We start from the raw sequence: 18,936 nt of genomic DNA on the forward strand, positions 1-18,936 counted from the left end.
GAATCTCGGTAATCCCCGTTGCAAACGGGGACTATAAAGCTTGTCGCTTACAATAAAAGTTTTCAGTTGGCCGTTTACGGAACTGCCAACTGAAAATTGCGAACTGTCAACTATTTAGCTGACCAAACATTATCTTTTGGTGTAGCGTCCATGTAAATGCCGTTATCCAAACTGATTGATTTTACTTTTTTAGTAGTATTAAGCGTTACATTCACTTCTTTTTGGTTTGCCTTCCAAACTGCTGGTGTTTTGTGGATGGTGTCTGTTTTTCCATCGCTATACGTAACCACCACATTAAATGGAATGGCAAAACCGCCAACATTTTTAATGGTTATAGTCGATTTTCCTTTGGCCGGTGTTACTTTGGTAATGGCTAAATCGAGGTAGTTGTTGGTGAAGAACCAATTCTGGAAAAACCAGTTTAAGTTTTGTCCGGACCCTGCATTCATCGAGTTAAAATAATCCCATGGAATTGGATGTTTGCCATTCCAGTTGCTCATATAGTTATGTAGTGCTTTTTTGAATAAGTCATCTCCTAACATATCTTTAAGCGCCAAATAAGATAATGAAGCTTTCCCGTAGGAGTTATTCCCATAACCTGCACCCGAAACCTGGTCAGACATTGAAATAACCGGCTGGTCTTCTTCAGTAGATTTATCGTTAATGTATTTGTTTACCCTGAAACTTTTGTAAAATTTATCGGCGGCTTCTTTTCCATGTTCTGCAATGCCGATTAAATATTCGAATGTGGTGGCCCAGCCTTCATCCATATAAGCGTAACGGGTTTCGTTAATGCCCATGTAAAAGGGAAAGTATGTATGCGCCACCTCATGGTCTTGAACCAATTGTGCGAACACCGGATCACCAAATTGAGAATCGTTAACCATCATAGGGTACTCCATATCGGCAAAACCTTGAAAAGCAATGGTTTTTACATAAGGATAGGGAATGCCGGGCCAATTGTTCGAGAACCAATCTAATGCATTAAGGTTGTATTTAACCGAGTTGATAAAATCTGTTCCGGTAGTTGGGTTGTAGGCAGCCTGTGCACTTGCACGGCGGTTGGTCTTTTTATCTACAATAACACTTGCTCCGTCCCAAACATAGTGGTTGCTCAGTGCAAAGGTGACATCGGTAATGTGTTTTACTGCAAATTTCCAGGTGTTCCAGTCTTTTTGCTGCGTTACTTTGCCGTCTTTCATTTCCTGTTCGGTAGCGATGTGGATGACTTCATTACCATTATACGATTTTTTTAAACGGGCAGAAATTTCTGGCTGTAACACTTCATCAGGGTTCAGAAAATCGCCGGTTGCATAAACCACATAGTTTTTAGGGGCTTTAATAGCGAATTCATAATCGTTAAAGTCGTTATAAAACTCTGCCCTATCGGTGTGTGGGATGCGGTCCCAGCCGTTATAATCATCATACACCGAGATACGCGGATAGCTATAAGCCACAAAAAATGAGTTTGGATCAATCTGCCCCTCGCGACCGCTTTCTTTTGATAAGGGGTAATCCCACTCAATTTTAACCGTGATTTTCGATTTCGGTAACAAGGGTTTGTTCAATTTTACGTTTCCTACTGTTCCCCAATCTTTACTGTCTACCTGATAAGTTTCGCCATCAACAGAAAAAGAGATGATGTTTAAACCTGTACTCAAAAAGCCTTCGCTTACTGCACCTCCTCTGGGCGAAGTTGGTTTGTGTAGGTTGTTTACAAAACGGATAGCCAGGGTTTTTAAGGTATCGGAACTGTTATTGCTGTATAAAATTTCTTCTTTACCGCTCACCACTTTGGTTTCGGCATCTACCTTAATATCCATGTTGTATTTACCGTGGTTTTGCCAATAATTGGGGCCAGGTTTTCCATTCATGGCACGCGTGCCCTTGCTATATGCTGCTTTAATATTTCGGGGCATATAAAGCTCCTGGGCAGAAACGGTATAAGCACCCAAACCAACGAGCAGGGCAATAGAGAATAACTTTTTCATTTTTACGAATAATTTTAGCTAAAATATAACTAATGCTTGAATTTTGAATAAGTGTATAAATGAATGTTACCATTGTGGTGATTCTTGCATATTATAGCCTGATTAAGCTTTTAACGATTGAATGAGCGCCTGATTAATTGAAAAAGCTTAATTTTTCATCATTTTAAGGGGTTAATTGAAGTTCCGAATTGATAGTTGGAAGTCATAAAAGCTTAAAATCTTGGTCACTTCTTAATTTTTTATTTGCTTTTGTAATTTCCACATTTTATCTTCGTTATAATTGAAGCAAGACTATGTAGCAAACCAACTATATAGTCTTGTTTGTTTTTTATAGCGTTTGAATAAAATTAATAGAGCAATGACAGAGGTAACATACTACACCCAAGAGGGGTTAGATAAATTAAAAGAGGAAGTTCATTATTTAACAACCACCGGTCGTCAGCTAATATCTAAAGCAATTGCAGAAGCAAGGGATAAAGGTGATTTATCGGAGAATGCAGAGTACGATGCTGCCAAAGAAGCACAAGGTTTGCATGAAGCAAAAATTTCAAAATTAAAGAATACCTTGGCAAACGCACGTTTAATTGATGAGTCTAAATTAGACTTATCGAAAGTACTTGCCTTATCGATTGTTAAAATAAAAAATGTTAAAAACGGCGCAACCATGACTTACCAGTTGGTAGCCGAAACAGAAGCCGATTTAAAAACAGGAAAAATTTCTGTTAAATCGCCAATTGCACAAGGTTTGTTAGGTAAATCGGTAGGCGAATTTGCCGAAATCGAAGTGCCTGCAGGTAAAATGCAGTTCGAAGTTTTAGAGATATCGAGATAAGCGAATAGCGTTTGGCGATGTGCGTTTTATCAATCGCTTACCGCCAAACGCATAACGCTAACCGCCCAGCCCTTACACCTTTTAACCTTCCACCTTATGACTATCTTTTCAAAAATTGTTGCTGGCGAAATCCCTGCACATGTTGTTGCTGAAACTGTAGAATATTTAGCCTTTTTAGATGTTCAGCCTTTAACAGCGGGCCATGTTTTGGTTATTCCGAAAATTGAGACTGATTATATTTTCGATATGGATGAAGATCTGTATGTGGGTTTGTGGATGTTTGCCAAAATTGTAGCGAAGGGTGTAAAAATAGCTTTCCCCTGCAAAAAAGTGGGCGTTTCGGTAATTGGACTGGAAGTGCCGCATGCACATATTCATTTAATCCCGATGAATAATGTAAGCGATATGAATTTTAGCAAAGAAAAACTGAAGCCAACAAACGAAGAACTGGCTGAGGCTGCCGAAAAAATTAAGCAAGCCTTACTGGAAGTATAAAAAAGGCCGGCTGTGAAAACACCAGCCGACCATTCTACCCGCCTAACCCAAATATTTTTACGGCGCCGGAGCAATTGTAGCATTTAGCTGTAATACCGGCCAGGTTAAACCTGGCCCTTTTCCGATTACGATGCCGAGGTTATCTCCTCTTTTTACATCTGATATCCAGTAATACAAAGGCCATCCCTTATAGGTTAACTGTTTTTTGTTGATGGTGGCTACAGTAATTACGCCTACATCAGCTTTTACTATCGCTGACGGAACGTTAAGCACTTCAGATTCGTACACTGGCCAAATACCTTCTTGTGTTGCACTCTTGGTATAGGTATTTACACCATTTTTATCTGGCGCAAAAGCATACAAAGTACGGCCTTTGTTATCAGTTAAGTAAATGGTTTTGCCATCGCCAACTGCATAGGTGCTGGTATAATTGATATTGTTCGCAGTCAGTTGTGCATTGGCCAGCATTAATGAATAATCGGGTTTAGCTACAAACCAGATTCCAGCAACACCATCCCCTTTAATTTCGCCTGCTGCAGCATCATTTGCATAATAATAAAGCGGATAACCACGATAAGTACTTTGTTTACGTCCATCGGCACGGGTAACTTCACCAACTTCGGCCTTGTTCAGGTTTAAATCTGTACTGGCATCGGCAGAATAATAAAGTGGCCAGGTGGTTTCGCAACCCCCGGTACAGGTTGGCATGCCGGCAGCATCAGAAGCAAAAAAGTATAAAGTTTTGCCATCTTTATCGGTTAATACTGATCCGAATTTGGCATCGGCTGCCAGTTGAATTCCCTTTTTGTTAGATGCAGGTGGCGTTGTCGGTTCGTCTGAACTATTTTTTTTGCAGGCACTAAATACCATGGCCACACACAATACAGCCAATAGGTTTCTTTTTAAGTAGATTAGCATAAGATTTTTTTGTTTTTAGTTTTAACTTTAATCATTAATATGCCGGTATTACGCCACCAGGTTGTAAATGGTTGCTTGCAGAAACGAGAATTTTAGCCAAACCGAACGAATCATAATTATTTTAAAAAAAATATTTTTTTGAGGCAACCTTTTGTAAATCCTCATCGTAATGTGTTTTGAAAGGAGAACTTGTGACCGCTAACCGCGATAGAGAAGATATTATTATACAAAAGCATATTCAGGGCTGCATTAGAAATGAAAGGGATAGTCAAAAAGCGCTATACAAACATTTCTATAGCTTTGCTATGGGTATTTGTTTGCGTTATGCAAACGATCGGTTGGATGCTGCGGGAATACTGAACGACGGCTTTTTTAAAGCTTTTAAAAACATCACTAAATACGAACCTGGCAAGGCTTTTTTGCCCTGGCTTGGGCGTATAATAACCAATACAGCTATCGACTATTATCGTGCTAATCTGAAATTTGCTGATCACGTAGATATTCTGGATCATGAAAATATTGCGCAGGTAAGTTCTGTGTACGATAAGTTAGCTTACCACGATTTATTGGCATTGGTGCAAAAGTTAAGCGCAGGTTATCGTACCGTTTTTAATCTTTTTGCCATTGATGGATATACACATGAAGAAATTGCCGAAATGCTAGGGATATCGGTAGGTACATCAAAGTCGAACCTGTTTAAGGCCAGGCAAAAATTACAGGAAATGTTAAAAGCTACAGAGGCGACAACTTACCAGGTAAGGAATTCGGAAGTAGACAGGAACCTTTTACAGGTAAGGTTAAACACAAATATGCAATGAAAGAGGGAAAAGATATAGATAAATTATTTAAGGATGGATTGGAAAATCCCGATCTTCCTTTTAATGATTTAGATTGGGATAATCTGGAGGAGAGATTGCATCCAGCACCAAAAAGGAGGGTAATGCCGCTGATTTGGTTAACTGCTGTGGCTGGGATAGCCGCAATGTTACTGGTGGTGTTTTTATTGGTTAAGCCAAATGGCGATCAACCTAAAAACAATCCACTCGTTAAAACAGATACAAAAATTAACAATAAAGAGCATAACAAACCTATAGAGAATAAGGGAGATTTAATCGAAAAACAAACCAATAACAATACTTCGTCAGGGAATGGTGAAAGAACTTTATTGGCCGGGAATAAGAGGAATAATACAGTTGCGAATGATGATAAAGTGGCTGAAACAAGCCAGGTTAAAGCTGGTTTTTCTAAAGTTTTGGAGGGTGGTTATATCCATCAGAACCTTTTAGCCAATACCCTGTATAATCCGCAAATAAGCGTTCAAGCCAAACGAGTAGAACTAGAACAACAAAATCTGGTAGTTACCCTTCCGCAAAGAAAACCGGAGAAAATGCCAACGCCTTTGGTTAGGAAAGCGCCACGCTTTGTTTTAAGTATCCTGGCCGCACCCGATTTAACCAGTGTGCAAAATTCAGGTAAAAGTAGCTTAAGTGGCGGTTTTGGTGTAGAAGCTACGCTTTTCTTAACCCGGAAATTAAGTGTTACGACCGGCGCAGTTTATGCCAAGAAAATTTACGATTCAGATTTTAGCCAGTATAATCCCAATACCAATTATGTTTTTAAGGTAGATCCGGCAAATATCCATGCCAATTGTGATGTAATCGATATTCCAATCAATGTGAACTATAAGGTTTTTGATGGCCGTAGAAATTCGGTTTCAGTAAGCACAGGTTTATCCAGTTATTTAATGCTGAAGGAAAAATACAGCTATTCTTATAACGGAGCTTATCAGGGGCCTCAAAGTTTCGAAGTAAAAAACCAGAATCAGCACTATTTAGGTGTAGCCAATGTTGGGGTGGAGTTTCAGCACAAAATAAATAATAATTTAAGCATCAGCGCTAAACCTTTTATGAAAATCCCGTTAACAGATATAGGTTATGGAAACTCTAAGTTATCATCAACAGGTGTGGCTGTTTCGGTAAATATGAACCTGTTTAGAAAGAATTAATGCTTAATGTTGCGGATGGGATCGGGTAGGGGCACAAAGCCTGTTTCGCCGGGAACCGGTTTAAAGCTTTGCTCCAGCCATTTAGTTTTGGCTTTTTCAATCAATTCCTTGTCTGATGCAACAAAATTCCAGTAAATAAAACGTTCTTCAGGAAAAGCTTCACCACCGAAAATGTAAACCGTGGTGTTTTCATGCATGGTAAATTCGCAGAGTTTGGCATCGTTGGCAATTAAAATTAAACGCGGTTCAAAAATATTCCCTTCACTTTCAATCGCACCTTCTAAAATATAAAGTGCACTTTCGCCAAACAGGTAATCGCCAATGTTTAACTTTTGCTGCTTAGTGCTTTTTAACTCTAAAAAATATAAGGGACTGTAGACCGGAACCGGAGATTTATAACCAAAAGCTTCTCCGGCGATTAATTTAAAATCAACACCATCTTGTGTCCAGCTTGGAATGTCTGCCCCCTCTACATGGCAAAATTCAGGTTCCATTTGTTCTAAATCTTTAGGTAAGGCTACCCAGATCTGTAAGCCATGGAGCATTTTATCGGTATGACGGAGGTATTCAGGAGTTCTTTCTGAATGTACGATACCGCTACCCGAGGTCATCCAGTTTACCTGTCCAGGTTTAATCACAATATCCGAACCCAAACTGTCTTTATGTGTAATTTCGCCCTCGAACAAAAAGGTTAAGGTTGATAAGCCGATATGCGGGTGTGGTGGAACATCGAGGTTTTCATGATCGCTCAACGCGGCAGGACCCATGTGGTCGATAAAGGAAAAAGGACCAACCATGCGTTTCTCTCTGAAAGGCAGTAATCTGCCAACCATAAAATTGCCAATATTTGCTGGCCTTTCTTCGATAATGAGTTTAATGTTCGACATGGGATAATCAATTTTTTGATGACGTGAATTTAAGGAAAAAAATGCTAAGGCAGATGGTTTGGTAATATCTGTTGGCGCGAAAAACTAGTTTGTTCTTGGAAAGCAATAACAGAAGCTTTTAGGTTGTTGTTTTTCCGCTCCCGCTTCTCCCGACTTCATGTCGGGATTTGCTTTGAGCGGGTTTAGGTGGCTAGGGCAATGCTACTGTCAGAAGTGAAATAAACCCGACCGACAGCGTTATCCTGATTTTTTCTATCAGGATTAAGCAAAGGGCGGGGCTGGAACAACCGAAGTAATACGGGTACTGCTTTTCAAACTATCAAGAAAATTTCCGTGCCCTCTGTGCTTCCGTGGCAGAAAAATTTATTTCTGAATGCAGTATCATGGTAACATCTGATGTTGCGAGTAGATCTCTCCATTTCGCTACGCTTCAGTCGAGATGACGAAACCCATTTATCAAAAAAAGCATCCCTTTCGAGATGCCTTTCTAAACTTAAAAAGAAAATAGGATTTTTATACCAGTTCCATTAAAGCCTCTTTGCTAAAGCCTTTTAATTCTTCTGTGCGGTTATATTTAATTTTTTCTACCCAGTTCGGGTCTGCTAAAAGCGGACGGCCAACTGCTACTAAATCGAAATCACCTCGATCCATTCTGCGTACCAGCTCTTCCAGGGAACTAGGTTGTGAACTTTGACCAGCAAATGCGCCAAAGAAATCGCCATCCAAACCAACAGAACCTACTGAAATTGTTGCTTTTCCGGTTACTTTTTTGGCCCAACCGGCAAAATTTAAGTCAGAGCCTTCAAATTCAGGTTCCCAGAAACGGCGCTGCGAACAATGGAAAATATCAATTCCGGCTTCGGCTAATGGGGTTAACCACTGCTCCATTTCCTGTTCGTTTTTAGCCAGTTTGAAGTCGTAAGCAGCAGGTTTAAATTGTGATAGACGTATAATTAAGGCGAAATCTTCACCAACTCTTTTACGTACTTCCTTAATTACTTCAACACCAAAACGGGTACGCTCTGCTAAAGTTTTGCCACCATAAATATCGGTACGGTTATTTGTGCCGTCCCAGAAAAACTGATCAATCAGGTATTGGTGTGCACCATGTATTTCAACCGTATCGAAACCCAAAGCTTTAGCATCGGCTGCTGCCTGGCCAAAAGCCGCAATGGTATCTGCAATGGCAGCATCGGTCATCGGTACCCCATTTTCAAAACCTGGTTTGTTTAGGCTTGATGGTCCTTCGAAAGGTGTGACTGGTAGCCAACCCGATGCATGGTTATCCATAATGCCCTGGTGCCAGATCTGCGGGCCCATTTTACCGCCAGCCTGGTGTACACTTTTAATCACGTTTTCCCAGCCTGCTAAAGCTTCAGTACCGTAAAAATGTGGTATGTTAGGGTCTGCAGAAGATGATGGACGGTTAATTACGGTTCCTTCTGATAAAATTAAACCCACTTCACCAGCTGCCCTCTTAGCGTAATAGGCTGCAACTTCAGGCGTTGGCACGCCACCAGGAGAAAACGAACGCGTCATTGGCGCCATTACGATTCTATTTTTGATATTTAATGTTTTAAGGCTAAAAGGCCTGAATAAACTATCTGTGTTCATATGTTTTTAAATTATAATTCGGTATTGATGATTTCGCTTAATTTTTCTAAGCCTTCTTTATTGCGTTTGTAATAGGTCCATTGGCCTAAGCGGGTTGAACTGATTAAATCGGCACGCTGTAAAATAGACAGGTATTCGGAAATGGTACTTTGCGACAGTCCGCTTTTAAGCTGAATTTGTCCAACGCAAACACCAACATTTTCAAAATCGGCATTGGGTTGTTCCGGAAAATGTATTTCTGGCGCTTTTAACCAGCCTAAAATCTGTAAACGTGTTTTGTTCGAAAGTGCTTTAAATATTTCTACCTGATCCATGGCACAAATGTATATCGACTTTTCCCGATATGCCAATTAAAAGAATAAAGTTTACAATTGCATGTAAAACTTAGTGATGGGAAAATGAATGATGGTATGAGCGGAAAGATTTTTGTTGAATATTATTAATCGATTTTAGAGAAGGGGCGTCATTCCCGCGCAGGCCTATCGTGTGCACACCTACATTAGCCTGTATTTGTTTTTAGTACATATTCTAATACGGTCGTCATGCTGTCCCGAAGCTTCGGGATCAGCATCTTTCCTGCAATTATGTGATACTAAACACAAATATTGACGTTTCCACTCTATGCCACGGAGGCATGGTACTTTGGGAGCGCCAAAGTACCCAAAGCGCTCTGTCAATCCAGCAATGGGCCTTTTACACAATCCTTCACGCATCAAAAAAACAGCGGCACTTCGTTTTGTATTCAACACTTAGTAAAGCTTTGAATTAGCCTCTATGAACACAAAACCACTGCGTTTTAGGTTTGGCAATGCTGTTCGTTCTTTTCTGCAACTGTTTTTTTGATTTCTCCGGCCCTTGGGATTGACGGTGTTCTTCGGTTAAAACGATGGATTATTTAAGGAAGCTAGCAAAGCGCCTAAAGAATAAAATCAAACGATATGTTCACATGATAGGTGCAGGCGGGGATCTTAATGCAGCATACAAAACCTAGATCGAGATCATATCTTCTGTGCTTCCGTGGCTAAGATTAACCTGATAGAAAAAATGGTCAAAAAAGAACGGGGATAAATCATACCGACCTATCCCCGTCATCTAAATTAACGCTCTCATATATATAAACAACCAAAAAGGTGATTTATTATATTTGATGTAAAATATTTTTTTATTTTTTTGCTGCAGGCTTTTTTGCGGCTGCTTTTGCTTTCTTTTCCGCTACTGGAGTCTCTTCAATCGCTTCCACTTGTTTCTTTGCAGGTGCTTTGGCTTTTTTAACTTCTACAGTCGGTTCTTCAATTTCTTCAGCTTTCTTTTTAGCAGGTGCTTTTGCTTTTTTTACTTCGGCAGGTGCTTCTTCAGCTACAACTTCTTTCTTCTTAGCGGGAGCTTTCGCTTTTTTAACTTCCGTAACCGGAGCTTCAGCAACAGGTTCTTCTTTAATCGCTACTGCTTTTGGCGCATGGTCTTGTTGCAGGTAGTTAGCCAGGATCTGTCGTAAATATACCTCTGGTTTAGGCATATTGATGATGGTTCCAGGTTCTTTATCCTGAGATTGCTTGATGTAAGCCGATTTAATTTTGCCCCAATCTTTAGAGTAAAGTCTGATAAACATCTCTACAAATTGTTCGTCCGTATATTTTTTAGGCAACCTACCCAGCACTGCCTGAATTTTTTCTTCTTTTTTATGTAATACCGCCATCGATTTTATTTTGTACAAAGATAGACGAATTTTATCATTATCAGTTTTTTGCTTTTTTCGGTAAAAATGGATGGTACAGGCGATTAGATTTGGTGGTTAAATTGGCGTACTCATTTCTGCTTCAACCGATTCGGTTCGTCTGTTTTTAACTAACCTTTCGCGATGTTTTAGTCCCCAATCCCTTAATTCATCAATTACTCTTTCAAGCGATTCGCTGTAAGGGGTGAGCTCGTAAGTTACCGTAACCGGAGTGGTAGAAAATACCTTGCGGATTACAAATTCATTTAATTCCAGATCTTTAAGTTCTTTCGATAATATTTTGGGTGTAATTTCTCCAAGCGATTTCTGGATTTCATTAAAACGCTGCGGTCCTTCCTGTAAAGAAATAATCAAAGGGAGTTTCCACTTACCATTTAACACATAGAGTGCATCTTTTACCGCATTTAAACTTGCAGTACAGGTTTCTTTATTCCGGTGTTCTTTTCTTGGGCCCATGGTACAAAGGTATAAGCTTTCGTAAAGGATAGCACTATCCTTTGGGATACTAGTATCTTTTAGATAGTAAAACTACATAAGTTTGCATCAAAAAAAAATAATATGAAAACAAAAACAATCAAAATTATTTATTGGATATCAACCGCTTTAGTTTCGTTAATGATGACATTTTCGGCCTACTCGTATCTGACCAATGAAAGCATTAAACAAGGTTTTCATCACCTTGGCTTTCCTGATTATTTCAGGGTAGAATTAGCCATTGCCAAAATTTTAGGTGCTGTTGTATTATTGTTACCGATAAAAGGGTTATGGAAAGAATGGGCATATGCCGGTTTCGCATTTACATTTATTTCGGCATTTATCGCACATACGGCATCGGGCGATCCGATCAATAACCGCGTTGGTCCGCTTGTATTTTTAATCGTGTTATTGCTGTCGTATTTTACCTATCACAAAGCGAAAACAGCATCCATTTAGATGAGATATTGAAATTTTTCAGCGCCTATAAAACGATTTAGCTGTGTTTGCAACAAATTAATTGATAAAGGCGGATCTTCCGTCTTTTTATTTTAATTTAGGTTACTATGCGCGTATTTACCCAATATTCTGGCCTGTTTTTAATCTTTATTGTAGCTGTTTTAACCGCTTTTACCGATAAACCCAAGCACAAGAAAGCTGCTGATAAAAGACCTAATATCATTGTCATCCTTGCCGATGATCTGGGGTTTTCTGATATCGGCTGTTATGGCGGAGAAATTAAAACACCAAATATCGATTACCTGGCTAGCCAGGGTATCCGTTTCAGAAATTTTTATAATACCTCCCGTTGTTGTCCAACACGTGCCGCCTTATTAACAGGGCTTTATAACCATAATGCTGGCATTGGCGAAATGACTACCGACCGTGGTGAAGCAGGATACCGTGGTGCCATTACAAAAAATACAGTAACATTGGCAGAGGTTTTAAAAGATGCGGGATACAGGACGGCAATGTCGGGTAAATGGCATGTTGCAAATACCATAGAACAACCTACACCGCAAGCGCAGTTAGATTGGCTAAACCATAAAACATCTTTTCCTTTGTTTTCTCCAATTGATCAATACCCAACCAGCAGAGGCTTTGAGAAATTCTTCGGAACACTTTGGGGCGTGGTCGACTTTTTTGATCCATTTAGTTTGGTAAGTGGTACAACCCCGATTAAAGATGTGCCTAAAGATTACTACCATACAGATGCCATTAACGATACTGCCGCGACTTACATCCGTGAATTTAGCAAAGGTGATCAGCCATTTTTCCTCTATGTAGCTGAAAATGCGCCACATTGGCCATTGCAGGCAAAACCAGAGGATATCGCGAAATATAAAGATACCTATAAAGTTGGTTGGGATGCCATTCGCGAGGCGAGGTATAAGCGAATGGTTGCGATGGGATTAATCGATCCTAAAACAGCTCCTTTATCTCCACGCAAATCGACTGTGAAATGGGAAGTTAATCCTACAAAGGCATTTGATGAAATGGCAATGGCTGTTCATGCAGCAATGATTGACCGGATGGACCAGGGCATTGGGCGGATTATTAAAGCCCTAAAAGAAACCAATCAATTGGATAATACATTGATTGTGTTTTTGAGTGATAATGGTGCAAGCCCTGAAGATGCGATGCGCTATGGGCCAGGTTTCGACCGTCCAAGTGAGACGAGGGCTGGCGAAAAAATTGCCTACCCCATTTATAAGAAAGTAATGCCGGGTCCGCAAACCAGTTATACCTCAATCGGCCCAATCTGGGCAAATGTAGCCAATACGCCCTATCAACTGGCAAAAGCACAATCGTATGAAGGTGGTGTGCATACGCCGATGATCGCCTTCTGGCCAAAAGGTATTGCTGCCCAAAAAGGCAGTTATAGCAATCAGGTAGGGCATGTCATGGATTTTATGAGCACTTTTGTCGAACTTGCCAACGCGAAGTATCCCGCCAGCTATAAGGGTAATGCCATTAAACCAATGCAAGGCATGAGTTTGGTACCTGCTTTAAAAGGAAGGGTATCAAACGGACACGAAATCTTATTTAACGAACATTTTAACGCCAGTTTTGTGCGCTCGGGTGATTGGAAAATGGTTAATCTTTCTGGCGATTCTACCTGGCATCTCTATAACATCAAAAATGATCAGACCGAATTGAACGATGTTGCTGCTCAGCATCCTGATAAGGTAAAAGAGCTGAATGCAAAGTGGCAAAACTGGGCAAAGGAAAACTTTGTACTACCTAAGAGATAAATTAAAGTTGATCATCCTTGCCTGAAGGCTTTTTTATCAACTGCTTGCCCGGATTCTTGGGTAGGTAGACATCAATAATTACTTTTTCCAGTCTTTTTGCATTTTTTTATAGGCTTTCTTACTAATTTTTGATTTCTTCTTAGACCTCGACTTCCCTTTCTTCTTTCGGGCATTAATATTGTTTACCAATGAATTTTTAACACCGAGCTTATTCTTTTTCCCGCTTTTCTTTTTTTTATTTTTTCCTTTTTTCTTTTCTTTCGCCATAACCCAGTTATTTACTAATTAATTAACAGCAAATTGTAATAAAAGTTCTGATAAACCAGTTGAGCTTTTTAACAAAGTAAATTGAGCCTTAAAGCAAAGCGCTGACTTGGTTATCAACCTACCTTTGATTCATAAAATATAGAAAAAATGAAAAAAGTTTGGTTTATAACAGGAAGTTCCCGTGGATTGGGTCGCGACCTAACCGCACAGGTATTGGCAAAAGGTGATTTGGTTGCAGCAACAGCAAGAAATACCGATGCCTTAAAAGATTTGGTTAAAGAATATCCGGATCAGATTTTTCCGCTTACTTTAGATGTGACCGATTACGATCAGGTACATTTGGCGGTAGAATCGGCTGTAGCCCATTTTGGTAAAATAGATGTTTTGGTTAATAATGCCGGCTTTGGTATTGTTGGTGCAGCAGAAGCTTTTACTGAAGATCAGGTACGCAGCCAGTTGGAAACAAATTTATATGCACCGATCGAAATTACGAGAGCGGTATTGCCATTTATGCGCAAGCAACGTTCGGGCAGAATTCTTCAAATCAGCTCGATAGGCGGGCGGGTAGGTAATGCCGGAGTAAGTATTTACCAGGCAGCAAAATTTGGGTTAAGCGGCTTTAGTGAAGCCCTGGCAAAAGAGGTAGTGGATTTAGGGATTTATGTAACCTGTGTAGAACCTGGTGGTTTTCGTACCGATTGGGCTGGTGCCTCAATGTCATATGCACCTCGCGTTGAGGGCTATGAATCTACCGTAGAAAAACGCTCAGATTTTTTCCAAAGTGGTCACTTCATACCGATGGGCGACCCGCAAAAAGCAGCGAAAGCTATGCTGGTACTGGTAGAAAACGATGAGCCGCCGGTACACCTGGTGTTTGGTAGTGAAGCCATTGGCATGCTTAAACATGCTGATGCTGCCAGAACTGCCGAAATGGAGAAATGGATGGAGGTAAGTTTATCAACAGATCATGATGAGGCGGAGAATTTCCTGGCAACGGACCTGGGTAAATCTTTTACAAAGGGATAATTTGGGTACGTCATTCCCGTGCCGACGGGAATGATAACCTTTCACCATAAATCCATAAATTTGATCAAGATGTCAAATCAAGAGAAACGTCCCAATATCCTGTATTCGTGTTATGCCCAGAAAAGTAGCGAGGGCGAACAGTTTATTCCCAATCATTCGCTGGGTTTGGTTATTGCAGGTACATCAGAAATTTTTATCGGAGGGGAGAAGTTTGTGTTTTCGGATGGCGATTTTCGTTTTTTCAGGCGGAATCAATTAGCCCGGTATACCAAATATCCACCAGTTGGGGGAGAGTTTAAATCCATCAGCATCAACATTGATCAGGATATTTTGCACAGCATCAGCAATGAATATGACCTGCACCTGCAAAAGCCCAATCACGATCTTAAAGGTTTGGCACTTGAAGCAAACAGTTTGCTGAAGAATTATATCGATTCGATATGGCCGTATTTAGACGGAAATAATGGATTTAACCAGGCTTTAATCGATTTGAAAGTTAAAGAGGCGGTAATGATTTTACTGCAAACCAACCCAATATTAAAAGATGTGCTTTTTGATTTTTCGGAACCCGGGAAAATAGACCTGGAAGCCTACATGAATGCCAATTATAAGTTCAATGTAGATATTAGCCGTTTTGCTTACTTAACCGGAAGAAGTTTGGCTACGTTTAAAAGAGATTTTGAGAAGATTTTTAACCTTTCGCCTAACCGCTGGCTGCAGAAAAAACGCTTGAATGATGCTTATTATCTCCTAACCGAAAAAGGCTGGAAATCATCAGACGTATATCTGGAAGTTGGTTTTAAAGACCTGTCTCACTTTTCTTTTGCATTTAAAAAAGCTTATGGCACGGCGCCTTCAAAGATTGGTGTGTAGTATGCTGTTTTCCAATATAAAAGAGGTTGTGTCATAAAGATGGTTTTACCTCAGATGCTGTCATGTTGAGCCTGTCGAAACACCTTAAGGAGTAACTTAAAAGGCCCTTCGACAGGCTCAGGGTGACATCTATATCTATGATATAACCTCTTTGAAAATTTAATTTCGTTATTAAACCTTTTTTGGAGGAAGATCGAAGGCTATCGCCTCGTGTTCGAAATGGCCGTTATGTGCACCGTCGCAAAAAGGCTTATTTTTTGATAAACCACAACGGCAGATCGAGAGTACTTCTCTACCCTGTAAGCCATAAGTATTTCCGTTTCTATCTACAATTTCGAAATCGCCCTCAATTTTAACAGAGCCGTTATTGTTAATGGTAAGTTTTGTTTTAGACATGTATGTGTTAGTTTAGTGCAAAACTAAAACATAGAAACCGCAATTTTTCCTCAGTTTTCTATTTAGAAACATTCTCTTCTTAACCTAAGCCTCTTTTTTGATGACGTAGGCAGTCATGTCTGTTCTGATTTCAAATCCCAGTTTATGGTAGAGTTTAATGGCTCCTTCATTATCGTTTCTAACGTGCAGAAAGGGGATTTCTGAGCGGAGCAGGATCCGTTTAATCTGTTCCTGTAAAATCTTAAAGGCATAACCCTTGCCTAAATGATCAGGATGGGTACAAACTGCACTTATTTCGCGGTAAGGACTAGGATGAAACCGGTGCCCGGCCATAGCAGCCAATTTTCCATCCACAAATATGCCCGTGTAATTGCTAAGGTTAATGGTTTTGGCCAGAAAAGGTCCTGGTTTGGTTAACTCCACGAGATCGAGCATTTCTGCAACATGGTCTACGTCAAGGTCTGTTATTTCCGTTGCATCTGCTATTGGCATTTCCTTGCCCCGGAAAATAAATTGGAACATGTCGATATGGGTTAGTAACTTCCATTGTTTCGGTATCTCGACCGGTGTTTTGGAGAAAAACACGAAAAGGCTATTCGGAGCGCTGATCTGATGAAGGGTGTTCAGATTCTCCTGCGAATTATCTTTTAAGCCGGCAAATGCGGTGATATCTTCATGATAATATTTTACCTCATCATGGCCTTTTGCAACAGGGCTATGACCAGATGTTAAGGCATAATAAATTGGATTATCCAATAGGTGTTCCATTGGGCAAAGATATTAAAAGCTAAATCAGACAAGGGTAATTTTTGGAACGATTCATCCAAAATACGCCTGGTCGCGCAACTATTGGCTTAAAAAAGTTTCCGCCAAATGTGCCGTCATCTCAATCGTTTTGTCGCTTACATCCGGATTCAGGTTTTCGCCGATCATGGCGCCATGCACACCGGGCAAGATAACCAGCTGTGCATTTGCAATCAATCTCGACATTTTTACCACATGTTCTGGCCTGATTACATCCCGATCGGCCACCATTAAAAGCGTATTGGAAGTAATTCCCCTCAGATCGTCATCGCTCAGGTCGGTAAAATCGAGCATGCGCTGTTTATCCTTCTCGAACATTGTCTGCAGTGCATTTTGATCTGGGTTTACGGCTAAGAAGGCTGTTTTAAGTGGCTCCGGCATATGATCGATGGTGGCATCTCCAAAGCCATTATAAAAGCCTTCAATTAAACCTTCCCGTTGGTAATTGGCCGAAATAACAATGATTTTATTCACGACTGCGGGATGATGTGCTGCGATATGCAAAGTGGTTGTTCCGCCGTTACTAAAACCCAGGAAATTGGCTTTTGCTATTTTTAACTGATTTAATAAAGTAGATACGTCCTTTGCATCCTGCTCAAAAGACTCTGCCTGGTCACGGTCGCTGGTACGCCCATGGGCCTGAAGCTCAACTGCTAAAACCTGACCGGATTTTGCCAAATGCGGAATAAGTCTGCCAAAGGTAGATTGAATGGTAGAACCACCGCCATGTATCAGTACAAGCGGGATTCCTCCCTCGCCGTAAATTTCATAATACATGTTAATGCCATTTACCTTTTCATGTCCTGCTTTTTTATATGTTTCCATCAGTCTCGGTTTTAAATTTTTGCTATACAAATCTAAATAAGCTATCTGAAAATAAGGTGCTGATAACAGACAAATTTAGGGGGATTTGAGCCAGGTGGAATCTTACTTTCTAAGCTTTTTTGCTTTTTTGATGTAGGCACCTAAAAATTGATCAATACCAGTTGCCGCATATCCCAATAACCGGGAGTTTTCGCCCAGCTCAGAAGAAACTATGGTTGTTTTTTCTCTAATTTGGGTCATGCAATAAGTGTTTATGGCCTGTTGCATGGGTAAGGTGATATATTGTTTGGCCCCGGCAATTTTGCCGCTTAAAATAATCAGTTCGGGATTGAATAACTGGATAAGCACAGCTATTCCTTTGCCCATGTAAGTGCCAACATTGGAGAGCAGCTGAATGGCGTATTGGTCACCTTTATTCGCGGCCTTAATAATCAAAGCGGGTTCAATTCTTTCGAGTTCTTCGTTAGAAAGTTTATTAAGCATCGAGTTTTTACCCGATAATATCCCTTCTTTTGCCATTTCAGATAGGGCGTTTCCTGATGCAATGGTTTCGAGGCAGCCATGTTTCCCGCAGTAACAAAGAGCGCCATTCTCTACAAAAGGCATGTGGCCCAATTCGCCGGAAAAGCCACAAGTGCCTTGCCTGAGTTTACCATCCATTATAATGCCTAAACCCACGCCCCAATCCATTAACAATACGAGTACATTTTTTTTGCCCTTCGCCATTCCGTGCGTAAACTCAGCCATTGATGAGCCATTCACATCATTTTGGATCACTACAGGCATATTCAGCATTTTTTCAAATGCAGCAGTTAAAGGTATGTTTTCGCCATCGCTTAAGAAATAACTGTAGTTTTCTCCTTTTTCCGCATCGATTAAGCCCGGCATACCAACACTACAGCCAATAAACTGTTCACGCTGAATGCCTGCAGATTTTAGAATATCCTGAAGGTGGCTGTGTAAAATATTGAAGAAATCGGTCCTGCTTTTTGAAATGGGTACTAAAACCGTTTTAACATCGAGCACAAAATTATAGTTGTTATCGATGATGGCTATTTTAGTATGAAATAATTCAATATCGATACAGAGAATCAGAATCTTTTTATCCTTTAAACGGTAAAGATCGGGTTTTCGTCCGCCAATGGATAAACCATAACCCTTTTTTTCTACCCAGCCTTCATCAATTAAACCAATCAGAAGTTTCAATATACTCGGTGTACTCATTTCCATGATTTCGCATAAAGTAGAAACTGATGAGGCGCCTAAATTGAAAAGATATTTGATGAGCTTGTGTTTTTGAATAAACTGTTTATCGCTGGTGTTTGATGTTAGGTTATTTAATAGATTAAGATTCATGTTGTTAATTGCACTATTTTGATAAATATAGATAACTTCTATTAAAATTTTATTAAAGTTTTTTTAATTCGTAAAGAAATCAACGATGTTTTGTCTTTATAATAATTTCTTATTAACATTAACCTTGTAATTTTAATCTAACCAAATCGATAAACCAGATGTTCCGGCACCCTAATGCTTTTG

The 18,936-nt window shown here is 40.1% G+C and carries 20 protein-coding genes; 8 read left to right on the forward strand and 12 right to left on the reverse strand.

Annotated features, from left to right (window positions below; all coding sequences use genetic code 11):
* Positions 1 to 110: 110 nt before the first annotated feature.
* Positions 111 to 1,991 (reverse strand): M1 family metallopeptidase, encoded by a 1,881-nt coding sequence (locus AC04QZ_RS12315; protein ID WP_478357996.1) that lies wholly within the window; start codon positions 1,989 to 1,991, stop codon positions 111 to 113.
* A 358-nt stretch (positions 1,992 to 2,349) separates the two neighbouring features.
* Between AC04QZ_RS12315 and greA the strand changes: the two genes are divergently transcribed.
* Positions 2,350 to 2,823, forward strand: a complete 474-nt coding sequence (gene greA, locus AC04QZ_RS12320) for a transcription elongation factor GreA (protein ID WP_029276724.1) — start codon at positions 2,350 to 2,352, stop codon at positions 2,821 to 2,823.
* A gap of 96 nt (positions 2,824 to 2,919) precedes the next feature.
* Positions 2,920 to 3,318 carry an HIT family protein gene (locus tag AC04QZ_RS12325; RefSeq protein WP_086548812.1) on the forward strand — a complete coding sequence of 133 codons (399 nt, stop codon included), beginning with the start codon at positions 2,920 to 2,922 and terminating at the stop codon, positions 3,316 to 3,318.
* A 57-nt stretch (positions 3,319 to 3,375) separates the two neighbouring features.
* Here the strand turns inward: AC04QZ_RS12325 and AC04QZ_RS12330 are convergent, their stop codons facing one another.
* Positions 3,376 to 4,236 carry a hypothetical protein gene (locus AC04QZ_RS12330; RefSeq protein ID WP_478357997.1) on the reverse strand — a complete coding sequence of 287 codons (861 nt, stop codon included), beginning with the start codon at positions 4,234 to 4,236 and terminating at the stop codon, positions 3,376 to 3,378.
* Positions 4,237 to 4,412: 176 nt separating this feature from the next.
* Here AC04QZ_RS12330 and AC04QZ_RS12335 point away from each other — a divergent pair, with 176 nt between their 5' ends.
* Both AC04QZ_RS12335 and AC04QZ_RS12340 read left to right on the forward strand, forming a co-directional pair.
* Positions 4,413 to 5,054, forward strand: coding sequence for an RNA polymerase sigma factor (locus AC04QZ_RS12335; protein ID WP_478357998.1), 642 nt, complete (start codon positions 4,413 to 4,415; stop codon positions 5,052 to 5,054).
* Positions 5,051 to 6,241, forward strand: a complete 1,191-nt coding sequence (locus tag AC04QZ_RS12340) for a porin family protein (RefSeq protein WP_478357999.1) — start codon at positions 5,051 to 5,053, stop codon at positions 6,239 to 6,241. Before AC04QZ_RS12335 ends, AC04QZ_RS12340 begins: the two co-directional genes overlap by 4 nt.
* Here the strand turns inward: AC04QZ_RS12340 and AC04QZ_RS12345 are convergent.
* From AC04QZ_RS12345 to AC04QZ_RS12365, 5 genes are all read right to left on the reverse strand, one after another.
* Positions 6,238 to 7,128 (reverse strand): pirin family protein, encoded by an 891-nt coding sequence (locus AC04QZ_RS12345; RefSeq protein ID WP_478358000.1) that lies wholly within the window; start codon positions 7,126 to 7,128, stop codon positions 6,238 to 6,240. The genes AC04QZ_RS12340 and AC04QZ_RS12345 overlap by 4 nt on opposite strands.
* A 513-nt stretch (positions 7,129 to 7,641) precedes the next feature.
* Positions 7,642 to 8,742: an NADH:flavin oxidoreductase gene (locus AC04QZ_RS12350; RefSeq protein ID WP_478358001.1), complete on the reverse strand. Its 1,101-nt coding sequence runs from the start codon at positions 8,740 to 8,742 to the stop codon at positions 7,642 to 7,644.
* An 11-nt stretch (positions 8,743 to 8,753) separates the two neighbouring features.
* Positions 8,754 to 9,056, reverse strand: coding sequence for an ArsR/SmtB family transcription factor (locus AC04QZ_RS12355; RefSeq protein WP_086548817.1), 303 nt, complete (start codon positions 9,054 to 9,056; stop codon positions 8,754 to 8,756).
* A gap of 848 nt (positions 9,057 to 9,904) precedes the next feature.
* Positions 9,905 to 10,456 (reverse strand): hypothetical protein, encoded by a 552-nt coding sequence (locus AC04QZ_RS12360; RefSeq protein ID WP_478358002.1) that lies wholly within the window; start codon positions 10,454 to 10,456, stop codon positions 9,905 to 9,907.
* Positions 10,457 to 10,534: 78 nt separating this feature from the next.
* Positions 10,535 to 10,933, reverse strand: coding sequence for a winged helix-turn-helix transcriptional regulator (locus AC04QZ_RS12365; protein ID WP_478358003.1), 399 nt, complete (start codon positions 10,931 to 10,933; stop codon positions 10,535 to 10,537).
* Between the two features lie 102 nt (positions 10,934 to 11,035).
* Between AC04QZ_RS12365 and AC04QZ_RS12370 the strand changes: the two genes are divergently transcribed.
* Positions 11,036 to 11,410, forward strand: a complete 375-nt coding sequence (locus tag AC04QZ_RS12370; RefSeq protein ID WP_478358004.1) for a DoxX family protein — start codon at positions 11,036 to 11,038, stop codon at positions 11,408 to 11,410.
* 107 nt (positions 11,411 to 11,517) lie between these two features.
* Positions 11,518 to 13,206: an arylsulfatase gene (locus AC04QZ_RS12375; RefSeq protein ID WP_478358005.1), complete on the forward strand. Its 1,689-nt coding sequence runs from the start codon at positions 11,518 to 11,520 to the stop codon at positions 13,204 to 13,206.
* Positions 13,207 to 13,284: 78 nt separating this feature from the next.
* On the opposite strand, the gene AC04QZ_RS12380 is transcribed toward AC04QZ_RS12375, so the two are convergent.
* Positions 13,285 to 13,473, reverse strand: coding sequence for a hypothetical protein (locus tag AC04QZ_RS12380; RefSeq protein WP_478358006.1), 189 nt, complete (start codon positions 13,471 to 13,473; stop codon positions 13,285 to 13,287).
* Positions 13,474 to 13,620: 147 nt separating this feature from the next.
* Between AC04QZ_RS12380 and AC04QZ_RS12385 the strand changes: the two genes are divergently transcribed.
* Together AC04QZ_RS12385 and AC04QZ_RS12390 are read left to right on the forward strand one after the other, a co-directional pair.
* The gene (locus AC04QZ_RS12385) at positions 13,621 to 14,499 is read left to right on the forward strand and encodes an oxidoreductase (protein WP_478358007.1); all 879 of its coding nucleotides are present in this window, start codon (positions 13,621 to 13,623) and stop codon (positions 14,497 to 14,499) included.
* 69 nt (positions 14,500 to 14,568) lie between these two features.
* Positions 14,569 to 15,372 (forward strand): helix-turn-helix domain-containing protein, encoded by an 804-nt coding sequence (locus AC04QZ_RS12390; RefSeq protein WP_086548823.1) that lies wholly within the window; start codon positions 14,569 to 14,571, stop codon positions 15,370 to 15,372.
* Between the two features lie 171 nt (positions 15,373 to 15,543).
* Here AC04QZ_RS12390 and AC04QZ_RS12395 read toward each other — a convergent pair whose 3' ends face one another.
* The 4 genes from AC04QZ_RS12395 to AC04QZ_RS12410 form a co-directional block, all read right to left on the reverse strand.
* A complete protein-coding gene (locus AC04QZ_RS12395; RefSeq protein ID WP_086548824.1) occupies positions 15,544 to 15,768 on the reverse strand; it encodes a CDGSH iron-sulfur domain-containing protein in 225 nt (74 codons plus the stop codon).
* 84 nt (positions 15,769 to 15,852) lie between these two features.
* On the reverse strand, positions 15,853 to 16,536 hold the full coding sequence (locus AC04QZ_RS12400; protein ID WP_478358008.1) for a GNAT family N-acetyltransferase: 684 nt from the start codon (positions 16,534 to 16,536) through the stop codon (positions 15,853 to 15,855).
* Between the two features lie 78 nt (positions 16,537 to 16,614).
* On the reverse strand, positions 16,615 to 17,397 hold the full coding sequence (locus AC04QZ_RS12405) for an alpha/beta fold hydrolase (protein WP_478358009.1): 783 nt from the start codon (positions 17,395 to 17,397) through the stop codon (positions 16,615 to 16,617).
* 102 nt (positions 17,398 to 17,499) lie between these two features.
* On the reverse strand, positions 17,500 to 18,753 hold the full coding sequence (locus AC04QZ_RS12410; RefSeq protein ID WP_478358010.1) for an ROK family protein: 1,254 nt from the start codon (positions 18,751 to 18,753) through the stop codon (positions 17,500 to 17,502).
* Between the last annotated feature and the right edge of the window lie 183 nt (positions 18,754 to 18,936).

This window comes from Pedobacter folensis (assembly GCF_056490665.1).

What these genes read in the sequence shown, in the direction of transcription:
- AC04QZ_RS12400 (WP_478358008.1), bottom strand. Translation starts at nt 16,536, where the DNA reads ATGGAACACCTATTGGATAATCCAATTTATTATGCCTTAACATCTGGT.
- AC04QZ_RS12315 (WP_478357996.1), bottom strand. Translation starts at nt 1,991, where the DNA reads ATGAAAAAGTTATTCTCTATTGCCCTGCTCGTTGGTTTGGGTGCTTAT.
- AC04QZ_RS12370 (WP_478358004.1), top strand. Translation starts at nt 11,036, where the DNA reads ATGAAAACAAAAACAATCAAAATTATTTATTGGATATCAACCGCTTTA.
- AC04QZ_RS12380 (WP_478358006.1), bottom strand. Translation starts at nt 13,473, where the DNA reads ATGGCGAAAGAAAAGAAAAAAGGAAAAAATAAAAAAAAGAAAAGCGGG.
- AC04QZ_RS12410 (WP_478358010.1), bottom strand. Translation starts at nt 18,753, where the DNA reads ATGAATCTTAATCTATTAAATAACCTAACATCAAACACCAGCGATAAA.
- AC04QZ_RS12395 (WP_086548824.1), bottom strand. Translation starts at nt 15,768, where the DNA reads ATGTCTAAAACAAAACTTACCATTAACAATAACGGCTCTGTTAAAATT.
- AC04QZ_RS12375 (WP_478358005.1), top strand. Translation starts at nt 11,518, where the DNA reads ATGCGCGTATTTACCCAATATTCTGGCCTGTTTTTAATCTTTATTGTA.
- AC04QZ_RS12355 (WP_086548817.1), bottom strand. Translation starts at nt 9,056, where the DNA reads ATGGATCAGGTAGAAATATTTAAAGCACTTTCGAACAAAACACGTTTA.
- AC04QZ_RS12325 (WP_086548812.1), top strand. Translation starts at nt 2,920, where the DNA reads ATGACTATCTTTTCAAAAATTGTTGCTGGCGAAATCCCTGCACATGTT.
- greA (WP_029276724.1), top strand. Translation starts at nt 2,350, where the DNA reads ATGACAGAGGTAACATACTACACCCAAGAGGGGTTAGATAAATTAAAA.
- AC04QZ_RS12365 (WP_478358003.1), bottom strand. Translation starts at nt 10,933, where the DNA reads ATGGGCCCAAGAAAAGAACACCGGAATAAAGAAACCTGTACTGCAAGT.
- AC04QZ_RS12390 (WP_086548823.1), top strand. Translation starts at nt 14,569, where the DNA reads ATGTCAAATCAAGAGAAACGTCCCAATATCCTGTATTCGTGTTATGCC.
- AC04QZ_RS12385 (WP_478358007.1), top strand. Translation starts at nt 13,621, where the DNA reads ATGAAAAAAGTTTGGTTTATAACAGGAAGTTCCCGTGGATTGGGTCGC.
- AC04QZ_RS12405 (WP_478358009.1), bottom strand. Translation starts at nt 17,397, where the DNA reads ATGGAAACATATAAAAAAGCAGGACATGAAAAGGTAAATGGCATTAAC.
- AC04QZ_RS12345 (WP_478358000.1), bottom strand. Translation starts at nt 7,128, where the DNA reads ATGTCGAACATTAAACTCATTATCGAAGAAAGGCCAGCAAATATTGGC.
- AC04QZ_RS12340 (WP_478357999.1), top strand. Translation starts at nt 5,051, where the DNA reads ATGAAAGAGGGAAAAGATATAGATAAATTATTTAAGGATGGATTGGAA.
- AC04QZ_RS12350 (WP_478358001.1), bottom strand. Translation starts at nt 8,742, where the DNA reads ATGAACACAGATAGTTTATTCAGGCCTTTTAGCCTTAAAACATTAAAT.
- AC04QZ_RS12330 (WP_478357997.1), bottom strand. Translation starts at nt 4,236, where the DNA reads ATGCTAATCTACTTAAAAAGAAACCTATTGGCTGTATTGTGTGTGGCC.